This is a genomic window from Actinocorallia aurantiaca (genome assembly GCF_039533685.1).
Classification (GTDB): Bacteria; Actinomycetota; Actinomycetes; order Streptosporangiales; family Streptosporangiaceae; genus Actinocorallia; species Actinocorallia aurantiaca.
Genome location: NZ_BAAATZ010000035.1, coordinates 108,308 through 119,236, shown reverse-complemented (window position 1 = coordinate 119,236; position 10,929 = coordinate 108,308). Strand labels below are relative to the sequence as shown.

General features: G+C 70.8%; 10 protein-coding genes. 6 read left to right on the top strand and 4 right to left on the bottom strand.

Annotated elements, in window-relative coordinates:
* Positions 1 to 54 precede the first annotated feature (54 nt).
* Positions 55 to 177 (top strand): hypothetical protein, encoded by a 123-nt coding sequence (locus ABD327_RS34715; RefSeq protein WP_344457398.1) that lies wholly within the window; start codon positions 55 to 57, stop codon positions 175 to 177.
* 158 nt (positions 178 to 335) lie between these two features.
* Here the strand turns inward: ABD327_RS34715 and ABD327_RS34710 are convergent, their stop codons facing one another.
* From ABD327_RS34710 to ABD327_RS34695, 4 genes are read right to left on the bottom strand one after another with little or no spacing between them, the layout of a single operon-like run.
* Positions 336 to 1,772, bottom strand: a complete 1,437-nt coding sequence (locus ABD327_RS34710; RefSeq protein WP_344457396.1) for an FAD-dependent oxidoreductase — start codon at positions 1,770 to 1,772, stop codon at positions 336 to 338.
* 31 nt (positions 1,773 to 1,803) lie between these two features.
* Positions 1,804 to 2,280 carry a DUF3598 family protein gene (locus tag ABD327_RS34705; RefSeq protein WP_344457394.1) on the bottom strand — a complete coding sequence of 159 codons (477 nt, stop codon included), beginning with the start codon at positions 2,278 to 2,280 and terminating at the stop codon, positions 1,804 to 1,806.
* Between the two features lie 2 nt (positions 2,281 to 2,282).
* Complete coding sequence (locus ABD327_RS34700) at positions 2,283 to 3,707, bottom strand: aldehyde dehydrogenase family protein (protein ID WP_344457391.1); 1,425 nt, start codon at positions 3,705 to 3,707, stop codon at positions 2,283 to 2,285.
* Between the two features lie 10 nt (positions 3,708 to 3,717).
* Positions 3,718 to 4,764, bottom strand: coding sequence for a nitrilase-related carbon-nitrogen hydrolase (locus ABD327_RS34695; protein WP_344457389.1), 1,047 nt, complete (start codon positions 4,762 to 4,764; stop codon positions 3,718 to 3,720).
* 166 nt (positions 4,765 to 4,930) lie between these two features.
* On the opposite strand from ABD327_RS34695, the gene ABD327_RS34690 reads away from it, so the two are divergent.
* The 5 genes from ABD327_RS34690 (at position 4,931) to ABD327_RS34670 (ending at position 10,876) form a co-directional block, all read left to right on the top strand.
* Positions 4,931 to 5,773: a VOC family protein gene (locus ABD327_RS34690; protein WP_344457387.1), complete on the top strand. Its 843-nt coding sequence runs from the start codon at positions 4,931 to 4,933 to the stop codon at positions 5,771 to 5,773.
* Complete coding sequence (locus ABD327_RS34685) at positions 5,770 to 7,242, top strand: FAD-dependent oxidoreductase (protein ID WP_344457385.1); 1,473 nt, start codon at positions 5,770 to 5,772, stop codon at positions 7,240 to 7,242. The genes ABD327_RS34690 and ABD327_RS34685 overlap by 4 nt, the downstream gene beginning before the upstream one ends.
* Positions 7,235 to 8,212 carry a VOC family protein gene (locus ABD327_RS34680; protein ID WP_344457383.1) on the top strand — a complete coding sequence of 326 codons (978 nt, stop codon included), beginning with the start codon at positions 7,235 to 7,237 and terminating at the stop codon, positions 8,210 to 8,212. The genes ABD327_RS34685 and ABD327_RS34680 overlap by 8 nt, the downstream gene beginning before the upstream one ends.
* 174 nt (positions 8,213 to 8,386) lie before the next feature.
* The gene (locus ABD327_RS34675; protein WP_344457381.1) at positions 8,387 to 9,586 is read left to right on the top strand and encodes an ABC transporter substrate-binding protein; all 1,200 of its coding nucleotides are present in this window, start codon (positions 8,387 to 8,389) and stop codon (positions 9,584 to 9,586) included.
* Positions 9,587 to 9,646: 60 nt separating this feature from the next.
* The gene (locus tag ABD327_RS34670; protein ID WP_344457379.1) at positions 9,647 to 10,876 is read left to right on the top strand and encodes an ABC transporter substrate-binding protein; all 1,230 of its coding nucleotides are present in this window, start codon (positions 9,647 to 9,649) and stop codon (positions 10,874 to 10,876) included.
* Positions 10,877 to 10,929: the final 53 nt, after the last annotated feature.

The following is a 10,929-nucleotide window of genomic DNA, read 5'->3' as shown; positions in this document are numbered from 1 at the left end:
CATCATGCGCACCGTCATCGCCAAAGCCCTCACCAGCGGCAAGAACACCATCGGATGACCCTCCACGTCCCCGGCGGCAAAATCGCCAAGGCCCTCGCCACCGGCGTCTGCCTCGATGCCGGAGGCCGGCTCATGGACGAGGCGGTGGTCCGCTCCGCTCGCGACCGCCTCTCCTGACCTGACATGCCAGGAGGCCCTAGGACCCGCCGACCCCGAGTCGGCGGGTCCTTTCGCATTCCGAGAGCGCGAAAGGACCGAGGCCGTGAGATGCGCGGAGAACGCGAAGAACCCTTGGCGGGTCGACTCCCGCCAAGGGTTCTCCGCGTTCGCGCCTGCTACGCGGCCGGTTCGGCCGCCGCGCCGAGGGAGCGGCCGAGCATCCGCCCGAACGTGATCGCGGGGGTGATTATCATGCCCGAGCAGAAGCTCTGGCCGCAGGTGGCGGCGGCGCCGATCACCTCGCCGATCGCGTACAGGTGGGGGATCGAGGTGCCGTCGGTGCGCCGTACCCGGAGCTCGGAGTCGATGTCGAGGCCGGCGAACGTCACCAGGGAGATGCCGTGGTTGCGGATCGCGTAGAACGGGCCCCGCTCCAGCGGCAGCGGCAGGTGGGTGCGGCCGAAGTCCGGGTCGGAGCCGGCGGCGACCGCCTCGTTGTACCGCTTCGCGGTCGCGGCCAGCCCGGCGGGGTCGATGCCGGCGAGCTCGGCCAGTTCCTCCAGCGTCCCGGCGGAGTGCACGCCGACCCGCTGCCCGGCCTTGGCGCGCAGGTCCTCGGGGCTCCAGCCGACCACCAGCGAGCGGCCCTCCCGGGTGGACTCCAGCATCGCGTCGTCGAACACGGTCCAGAAGGTCATGTCCTCGACGCGGGTGAGCTTCCGCTCCTTGACGTCGATCGAGAGCTCGTCCTCGGCGACCCAGCGCTTGCCGTGCTTGTCGACGTAGATCTCCACCGGGGGACGCTCGGCGGCGACGAGGAGCTGCCGGTCCGTCCAGTTGGCCCGCCCGGGGGAGACGGGGTCGGGCAGCCCGCCGAAAGTGGGCAGGTAGGAGCCGGTGCCGGTTATGGCGGCGTCCAGCTCACGGGCCAGCAGGATGCCGTCGCCGGTCGAGGTCGGGTGGGCCGCGGAGACGAGGGGGGCGCCCTCGAGTTCGAGGAACAGGTCGGGCTCGGCCGCGAAGCCGCCCGTGGCGAGCACCACGTCGGTGGCGCGCACCTCCACGTCCTGGCCGCGGCGCAGCACGGTCACCCCGGTGACCGCCCCCTCCTCGTCGGTGGACAGGCCGATGACGGGGGTGTTCTTCCACACCTCCAGCCGGCCGGTGGCGACCGCCTCCTCGAGCAGCCCCTCGAACACCTCGAGGATCGACAGCGCCTCGTTGACCCCGTAGTAGGTGCGCGGCGTCTCGTACGGCTCGTGCCCGTAGATGATGCGCGGGGTCTCGGCCGCGAACTTGAAGCCCCGCTCGTCCAGCCAGTCGATGAGTTCGGCGGCGTTCTCGGCGACTGCGGTGATCAGGTCGGTGCGGCCGGTGCCGGCGCTGATGCGGCGGATGTCGGCCAGGTGGGCCTCGGGCGAGTCGGTGATCCCGCGCTCGGCCTGCCGCCGGGTTCCGGCCGCGGCCATGTGCCCGCCGGAGACGTGCAGGGTGCCGCCGATGCGCTGGTCCTTCTCGACCAGGAGGACCCGGGCTCCGGCGAGCGCCGCTTCGGCCGCGCAGGGGATGCCCGCGGTGCCGGCTCCGACGACCACGAGATCGTAACTTTCCACGACTGGAATCTCCTGTAGTGCTGGGGGTTCTTCAGGGGGACGGGGTCTCGCCCGCGGCCGGGGGGTTGTACCAGCGCTCGGGTTCGACGCCGGGCAGTCGGCGCTCCTCGATCATAGTGAGGCGGCTGAGAACGCCGTTCTCGAAGTGCTGCCACAGCCGGGTGCGGTAGTCGCCGTCCGGCATCGACATCTCGACGATGCGCTCGGCCGGCCGGGCGTCCCAGCCGAAGGTGAACAGGATGGCCTGGGCGCCGGCCCGGAGGGTCGTCCCCCACATCTCGTCGTCGACGAACCGGACGTCGTCGCCGTCGACGACGGCGCGGTAGCGGCGTGCCTCGGGTTCGGAGCCGTCACGGAGGTAGACGACCTTCTCGGTCCAGTCGGTGCCCTCCATCCGGCCCTCCTGTCGGCTGGCGAAGCGTTCGACCAGTGAACCGTCGGGGTCGAGAACGGTGTACGTGCCCTCCCAGACTCCGGACATCTCCCGCAGGATCTCGGCGATCGTCATCATCACTCCGCGGCGTCGTAGTACCAGGGGCGGGGGCCCGCGGCCTCCCGGACGAGCAGGGCGCGCCTGCGCAGGAAGCGCCGGACGGAGGGCGGACCCATGCGAGAGGCGCCGAGCCCGGACATCTTGAAGGAGTTCTTCTCGGCCTCGGGGACCATGCCGGTGAGGCAGACGTCGTTGACGCTGACGCCCCCGGCGTCCATCCGGTGCGCGATCGGCAGCGCCTCCTCGAGAGTGCCGGCGAACACCGCGGCGCTGAGGCCGAACTCGGTGTCGTTGGCGAGCGCGACCGCCTCGTCCGCCCCGTCGTAGGCCATCACGGGGATGATCGGCCCGAAGGTCTCCTCGCGCATCAGCCGCATCGAGTGGTCGACCCCGGTCAGCACGGTCGGCCGCAGGTAGGAGCCGCCGTCGATGAGTTCGATCTCGCCGCCGGTCCGGATCCGGGCGCCCCGCGCGACGGCGTCGTCCAGCTGCTCGCGGAGGGTGTCGGCCTGCGCGCCGGTGATGATCGGGCCGATCTCGCCGTCCGCGGGCTCGGGGTGGGCGAGCCGCACCCGGCCGGCCTTGGCGGCCAGGGTCTCGACGAACTCGTCGGCGACGCGGCGGTCCACGTACACCCGCTCGATCGACATGCAGGCGTGCCCGGAGTTGATGGTCGAGCCCCACAGGATGGCGGACGCGGCGCTGTCCAGGTCGGCGGACGCGGTCACGACCGCCGGGTCCTTGCCGCCCAGTTCGAGGAAGGCGGGGATGAACCGCTCGGCGGCCGCCCGCGCGACGGCTCGGCCGGTGCCCACGCTGCCGGTGAAGCACACCGCGTTCGAGGCCTCAATCATCGCGGCGCCCGTCGCGCCGTCGCCCTCCACGACCGCGAAGACGTCGCCGAGGCCCGCGACCTCGGCGACGCACTCGCGCAGCGCCGGGATGAAGCGGGGGGTCATCTCGCTCGGCTTCAGGATCACGGCGGATCCGGCGAGGAGGGCGGGCACCGCGTCGATGAGCGCGAGCTGAAGGGGGAAGTTCCAGGGGGAGATCGCGGCGACGACCGGGTAGGCGACCAGGTCGCCGGTGGTCCGGACGGAGGGGTCGCCGGTGGCGGCCAGGCCCGCGGGCGCGAAGACCTCCGCGGCGAAGCCGGACGCCCGGTCGATTCCGGACAGGACGGCGTCCACCTCGAGGACCGAGACCTGGTGGCGGCCGGTGTCGGCCTCGAGCAGGCGGATGAGCTCGTCCCGCCGCCGGGCGACCGCCTCCTTGAAGGCGGAGAGGACGGCGATCCGGTGCTCGACGGGCTGCCCCGCCCAGGAGGGCTGGGCGGCGCGCAACCGGTCGGCGATCTCGGTGACCGCGGCGGCGTCCAGTGCGGTGATCTCGTAGTCGGTCCGGCCGGTGCGGGGGTTGCGGACCGGTATCTGCTTCGTCATGGGGGTCTCCTCAGATCAGTCCGTCGGCGGCCAGCCGGTCGATCACGGCTCGCTGCGTTCGCAGGAAGTGGCTGCGGTCGGTCTCTCCCGGCCGCACCGTGTCCGGCGGGTAGAACGACGTGCCCGCGTAGCTCGGCGCGTAGAGCTCGAAGCGCTGGCGGGGGAGGAGGTTCATCATCTCCGGCGCACGGCGCGCCCGGCGCAGCGCGCTCAGGTCGAGTTCGGCGTTGGCGGCCATCGACTCGCCCTGTCCCGCCTTGGCCAGGACGCTTCCCCTGTAGTCGACGATCTGGCTGCCGCCGTCCGCGGACTCCGGGGGCAGTCCCATGCCGTACACGCCCGAGGTGTTGGCGGACACCACGTACGCGCCGTTCTCCGCGGCGCGGGCCAGCTTGGCGACGTTCTTCGGCGACAGCATCGCGCTGCAGATCTCGGAGGAGCCGTGCAGGAACACCTCGGCTCCGCGCATGGCGAGGCAGCGGGCGACCTCGGGGAACAGGATCTCCTCGGAGGCGATGGCGGCGAGGTTCCCGATCTCGGTGCGGGCGACGGGGAAGAGCGCGTCCTCCCCGTAGATCGACAGGTACCTCTCGAGGACGTCGTGCGGGGTCACGGCGAACATCGAGTTGAGCCGCCGGTAGCGCAGGACGGTCTTCCCGCGCGGGTCGAGGACGACCGACGCCTGGAAGTAGAGGCCGGGGAAGTGCTCGTCCAGTTCGTAGGCGTTGACGCACAGGAACAGGCCGGTGTCCCGGCTGAGCTCGGCCAGCCGCGCGTACTCGGCGCCGTCCGGGTCGAGGGCGGCCCGCCGGCACCATTCGGGGAGCGGCTCGCCGATCGGATGCCCGGTCAGCAGGTATTCGGGAAGCACCACGAGCTTGAGCCCGCCGACGAACCGCTGGGTCGCCGTGACCTGGTCGGCCACCCGGTCGATCGCGGCCCTGACCATGTCGCGGGCGGACGCGGCGTCGGGGGCCCGGTTGACGGCGTGGCACGCGCTCTGCAGCGCGACCGCGCGGTAGGCGGTCACCGGTTCGACCGCGTCGTTCTGACTCACAGACACCTCTGTTCCACCCACCGAAACGACGTTTCTAGCGACTATAGGAGAGGACCCGGTGATTTGGGAAGTCCCGTGCATTGGTCAGACCATTGACAGAGGGGGATTGCCCTTCTAGCTTGGAACGATGTTCCACGTAACGGAACATGTAGGGTGAGAGGGAGGAATGACGTTGTCGCTGGGTGCGATCATCGAAGCTGTCGTCGTATGCCGGGACGTCGAGGCGTCCGCCGGTTTCCACGCCCGCGCGTTCGGTTTCGAGGTTGTCGAACGGGACGGCGCCGAGGTGCTCATGGGGGCGCCCGGCGTGGAGACGGGCCGCCTCCGGCTGGCGCCCGCCGCGGCGGAGGACGCGGAGGAGCCCCGGGTCTGGGACATCGGACCCCGGCTGCTCGGCATGTACTCGCGCGATCTGGAGCGCTCCACCCGGGCGATCGACGAGGCGGGCGGCCGGTCGCGGGAACCGGTGACCTACCCCTACGGCTCGGCCTCCCTGAGCGAGGCCGTGGCGCTCGGCAGCGACGGCGTCTGGTGGACGCTGCCCAAGGCGGGCCCCGGTCACCGGCCGAGCCCCGCCCTCGAGGGCGACCCCGGGCGCCTGCACGGAGAGCTGCACACGGCGGTCCTCGTCCCCGCCGACCACGAGGAGGCCCTGCGCTTCTTCACCGAGGCGGGAGGCCTGCAGGTCGCCTTCGACGGTGAGATGAGCGGCGAGCCGTTCGAGCGGATGATCGGCATGCCCTCCGGCGCGAGCCTGCGGTTGTCCTTCCTGGTCTCGGCCGACCAGGCGCCCGCCCGGCTGGAGATCATGTCGTTCACCGGAGTCGAGGCGCGCGACCTGTCCGACCGGCCGCTCGGGCTGCGCCGACTGGTCTTCGCCGCCGACGACCCGGACGCGTCGGCCGCCGCCCTTGAGGCGTCCGGCGGAGTCCGCATCGGTGAGCGCGTCGTGCGCGGACCCGCCGGAGTGGAGGTGGAACTGCGCCGTACCGGCAAGGAGACGGCGTGACGTTTGAAAACATCGGACATTTCGATGTCGTGGTCGTCGGCGCCGGACCCGGCGGCCTGTGCACGGCCATCGAGGCGGCCGCCGGGGGAGCGAAGGTCCTGCTCGTCGACAAGCAGCGGGAGATCGGCGGCATGCTGCACATCGCCAACGGCGAGTTCAGCGGAGGGGGGACCCGCCGCCAGGCCGCGCACGGCATCGCCGACACCCCCGAGGACCACTTCGCCGAAGTGATGCGGCTGTCCCACGGCAGGGCGGACGAGCGGCTCGCCTGGCAGAGCGTGCGCGCCCAGGGCGAGACGGTCGACTGGCTGGAGAGCCACGGATTCGAGTTCGACCCCGCGACGCCGGGACTGGTGCACGGGCACGAGGTCTATTCGGTGCCCCGCACCTACTGGGGCGTGGAGCACGGCCGGTCGGTCATCGCCGTGCTGCGGCGGCTGCTCGGGGAACGCGTCGCCGAAGGCTCGGTGACGGTCCGGTTCGGCGTTCGGATCGAGGGCGCCCTCGTCGAGGACGGCAGGGTGGCCGGAGTGTCCGGAACGGGCCCCGACGGCGGCGCGATGACCGCGCGCGGCGACGCCGTCGTCCTGGCCACCGGCGGATACGACGCCGACCTCGGCCTGCGGAACCGGTTCCTGCCGCCGGGATGCGAGGACGCGCTGATCGCCTGCCTGGACCACGCGACCGGCGACGGCCTGGTCCTGGCGGAGGAACTGGGCGCGGACACCAGCGGCGACGGGCACTTCATCCCGGTGATGGGCCTGATCCCCGATCCCGGCAGGCCCGGTTTCGCGGTCGACTACCGCGAGGCGTTCGTCGAGGTCGCCCTCGCCTACCGGATCCCGCACGAGATCTGGGTCAACCGCGACGGCGCGCGTTTCGTCGCGGAGGACACCACCAGTCCCGAGCACCGGGAACGCGCGCTGCTGCGCCAGCCGGGCATCGAGATGCACATCATCTGGGACCGGGCGATCGCGGCGGCCGCCGAGCCGTTGATCAGGAACGGGGCGGGCGACTGGACGCGCGAGCGCATGCGGGACGAGCACGCCCGCGGCCGGTGGATCGTCGTCGCCGACTCCCTCGAGGAACTGGCGGGGAAGCTCGGGGTCGACCCCTCGGGGCTCGCCGAGACCGTGCGGCGCTACAACGAGGCGGTGGCCGGGGGGCACGATCCCGACCACGGGCGGACGGCCCTGCCCATGCCGATCTCCGAGGCCCCGTACTACGGGCTCACCTCGATCGCCGCCTCCCTGCTCAGCCGGGACGGTCTGCGGGCGGACGGAGACCTGGCGGTGCTCGACCGGAAGGGCGTCCCGATCGCCGGCCTGTACGCGGTCGGCGAGGTGCTGGGCAACAACGTCTTCGCCGGAGACAACTACGTGGGCGGCATGAGCGTGACGCCCGCGATGACGCTCGGCCGCGAACTGGGTCGCGCGCTGGCCGCGCGGCGGGAGGGCGCTCATGGGTGACGCCGGACGCGGTCCCCTGATCGAGAGTGTCACCTCTGCGGTGGTCGGCGTCACGGACTTCGGCCCGCACCTCGACCTCTTCTGCGGCGAACTCGGTTTCGAGGTCGCGGCGGAGGGAGTGGTGGAGGCGGCCGACGCGGCGCGGCTGTGGGGCGCTGGGCTCGGCGACGTCGAGGTCAGGCTGCTCACCGCGGCGGGCGCGGCGACGGGCCGCGTCCACCTGCTGAAAGTGGACGATCCGGTGGCCCCGGCGGAGCACCCGCACACCCTGGACGTCGGCCTCGCCGGACTCAACCTCTACACCCGGGACATCGACGCCTCGCACGACCGCCTGGTGGGCGCGGGCCACCCCTGGATCAGCGAGCCGTCGAGATACGAGGTGCCGCTGGGCGAGACGGTCGTGTCGGTGACGGAGGGCTACTGCCTCGGTCCCGACGGGGTCGGCCTCGTCTTCGTGCAGCCGGCGAACGCCCGGGGCACGCAGGCGTGGCGGACCGACCCGGGACGGCACTACACGGAACTGACGTCCGTGGTCGCCCACGTCCCGGACTTCGAGGCGGAGCTCGCGTTCTGGGGGCCGGACGGGCTGGGCCTCTCGGCCTGGTACGACGTGACGTTCAGCTCCCCGGGGATCGAGGAGATGGCGGACCTGCCGGAGGGGACCGTGCTCCGGCTCGCCTTCGTCGCGAGCGCCGAGGGCGGGTCGGCGCGCATCGAGCTCACCCGGGTGGAGAGCGGCCACCGGGGAGTGGACCGGCGCGGTGTCCAGCGGCCCGCACGGGGGCTCGGGCACACGGGGTGGTCCGTGCGCACGGAGGACGTCGACGCGGCGGTGAGGCGCGCCTCGGGCACCGGGGGACGCGTGGTGTGCCGTCCGTTCGACACCTCCACTCCGCTGCACGGCGATGCGCGGCTCGCCGTGGTGGAGACGCCGAACGGGATCTCGGTGGAGCTCTGGCACCCGTTCTGATGTCTGATGTACTCCGAAAAGCTTGAATTAATAAACATCAGACAAATTCTTGACGCTGGACCGGCTGATTTCTAGGCTTCCCGTAACTCCGTTCCGCACTGCGGAATCGACTTCGGGGACGAAGAATCCAGGAGGTAGCACGTGCGCAGGTCCACGGTCCGATGGATTTCCGCGATGGCGGTGGGTGCTCTGGCACTCGCCGGCTGCGCGAGCAAGGAAGAGCGTGCGGGTGACGGGAACGCCACCGGGAACGCCGGCTGGGTGAAGGGGGCCGAGACCGTCAAGATCGGCCTCATCTCGCCGATGACCGGTCCCTACGCGATCCTCGGCATCCTTCAGCAGAACTCGATCCAGGTCGAGATGGACAGGATCAACCGGGCCGGCGGCGTAGGCGGGGCCCGGTTGGAGCTGGTCGTCCGCGACTCCGCGCTCGACCCGGGCAAGGCGGTTCAAGCCGCCAACGAGCTGACCGGCGACAACCAGGTCCGCATGGTCGTGGGCCCGTCGCTCTCGGCCTTCTACAACGCGGCCAAGGGCGTCTACGAGCAGAACGCGAAGCTCAACTGCCAGCCGGGCGTCGGCACCGGCGACTTCAGCGTCCTGAAGTACGGGTTCCGCTCACAGGACCCGAACTACATCGGTGTCGAGAAGCTGATGCAGTACTTCAAGAGCAAGGGCGTCACGTCGATCGGGCTCGTCTACGAGGCGGACGACGCGGGCAAGGCGAACGACGGCTTCATCGCCGAGCTGGCGCCGAAGTACGGCATCGAGTACCTGGGCTTCCAGCAGACCAGGCCCGACGACCAGTCGCACCGTCCGTACGTCGACAAGCTCAAGGACGCCGACGCGATCATGGTCTCCAGCAACGCCAGCGGCGCCAAGACGATGGCGGCGGCGGGCGAGGCGGGCTACAAGGGCGTCCTGGCGGGCACCTCGGGCCTGCAGAACGTCTCCTTCCTCGACGCGGCGGGAGATCTGGCGATCGGCTCGGTGTTCTCGGCGGTGAACGTCCAGTTCAACATCCGCGACCGGGAGAGCTGGAAGCCCGGCTACAAGGCGCACGTCGAGGAGGTCGTGAAGAGGTACGGCGTGGTCGAGGGGCCCAAGTCGGGCGCCGAGATGCCCAAGGGGACCGCGATCGCCGCCGACTGCGTCACCGCGTTCGCCGCCGCGGCGGAGAACGTGAAGTCCCTGGATCCGGACAAGCTCGCCTCAGCGATGGAGCAGCTCGACATCTCGGACGCCGAGACTCCGTCCGGCAACCGGATCAAGCCAGCCGACCACGAGTTCTTCCATGTCGAGGACCTCCACATCTACCGGTGGGACAAGGACGACCAGGGCTGGTTCATCACGGACGTCACCCCCGGGTCCTGATTTCCGCGGCTCCGGAGAGTTCGGCCCGCGCTTCACGCATCATCTGAGAGGAATACCCCCATGTCCGTCAAAACCGGATACAAGGTTACGGCGCTGCTCGGCGCCGCGCTGCTGCTCACGGCCTGCGCGAGCAAGGAGGAGCGAGCCGGAGTGACGCAGCAGTCCTCAGGCGACGGGTGGAGCGCGGGCATGCCCGTGGTGAAGGTCGGGCTGATCGGCCCGATGACCGGTCCGTTCGCCGTCGCGGGCATCTCCATGGAGAACTCGGTGAAGGTCGAGATCGACAGGCTGAACGCCGCGGGCGGGCTCGGCGGGGCCAAGCTCGAACTGGTCGTCCGCGACTCCGGGCTCGACCCGGCCAAGGCGGTGCAGGCTGCGAACGAGTTCTCCGGCGACGCGAGCGTCGGACTGGTGGTGGGCCCGGCGCTGACCGCCTTCTACAACGCGGCCAAGGGCGGTTTCGAGAGCAGCAAGAAGATCAACTGCCAGCCCATGGTGGCCACCGGAAGTTTCGCCGACCTCAAGTACGGATTCCGTGCCCAGGACCCGACCAGCCTCGACGTCGCGAAGATGATCGACCACCTGAAGAACCAGGGCGTCACCTCGATCGGCGTCGTCTACGAGGGGGACGACGCCGGGAAGAACACCGCGGACGAGGTCAAGGCGAAGGCGGAGGCGGCGGGCCTGGCCTGGAAGGGCTTCGAGGCCACTAGGCCGGACGACCAGTCGCACCGCCCGTACATCGACAAGCTCAAGGACGCCGGCGCGATCTGGATCTCCAACTCCTCCAGCGGTGCCAAGACCATGGCCGCGGCGAACGAGGCGGGCTACAAGGGCTTGATCCTGGGCGGCTCCGGAGTCCGCAACATCTCGTTCGTGGAGGCCGCGGGCGACGCCGCCGACGGCACGCTCTTCACCGCCACCTACTACCCCTACCCGAGCCGGGACGGCAGGGACGCGTGGAAGCCGGGATACCGGCAGCACATCGAGGAGATCGAGAAGCGCTTCGGCAAGAACACCGGTCCCAAGACCGGCGCCGAGTCGCCCAAGGCCGCCGAGATCGCCGCGGACTGCGTGTTCGCCTACACGCAGGCCGCCGAGCAGGCCGAGTCCCTGGACCCGGACGCCGTGGCCGCCGCGCTGGAGAAGATCGACATTCCGGACACCGAGACCCCGTCCGGCAACTCCATCAAGATCGATGAGCACGAGTTCTTCGGCCTGGACGACATCCACGTCTACCAGTGGAAGAAGGACGACAAGGGCTGGCACACCGTCGAGGTCAAGGACTGATCCCGAGGCCCGTCCGGCGCACGCGGAAAGGGGCCCGCTCGTCTCCAGGAGAC

What these genes read in the sequence shown, in the direction of transcription:
- ABD327_RS34715 (WP_344457398.1), top strand. Translation starts at nt 55, where the DNA reads ATGACCCTCCACGTCCCCGGCGGCAAAATCGCCAAGGCCCTCGCCACC.
- ABD327_RS34705 (WP_344457394.1), bottom strand. Translation starts at nt 2,280, where the DNA reads ATGACGATCGCCGAGATCCTGCGGGAGATGTCCGGAGTCTGGGAGGGC.
- ABD327_RS34700 (WP_344457391.1), bottom strand. Translation starts at nt 3,707, where the DNA reads ATGACGAAGCAGATACCGGTCCGCAACCCCCGCACCGGCCGGACCGAC.
- ABD327_RS34690 (WP_344457387.1), top strand. Translation starts at nt 4,931, where the DNA reads ATGACGTTGTCGCTGGGTGCGATCATCGAAGCTGTCGTCGTATGCCGG.
- ABD327_RS34680 (WP_344457383.1), top strand. Translation starts at nt 7,235, where the DNA reads ATGGGTGACGCCGGACGCGGTCCCCTGATCGAGAGTGTCACCTCTGCG.
- ABD327_RS34675 (WP_344457381.1), top strand. Translation starts at nt 8,387, where the DNA reads ATGGCGGTGGGTGCTCTGGCACTCGCCGGCTGCGCGAGCAAGGAAGAG.
- ABD327_RS34670 (WP_344457379.1), top strand. Translation starts at nt 9,647, where the DNA reads ATGTCCGTCAAAACCGGATACAAGGTTACGGCGCTGCTCGGCGCCGCG.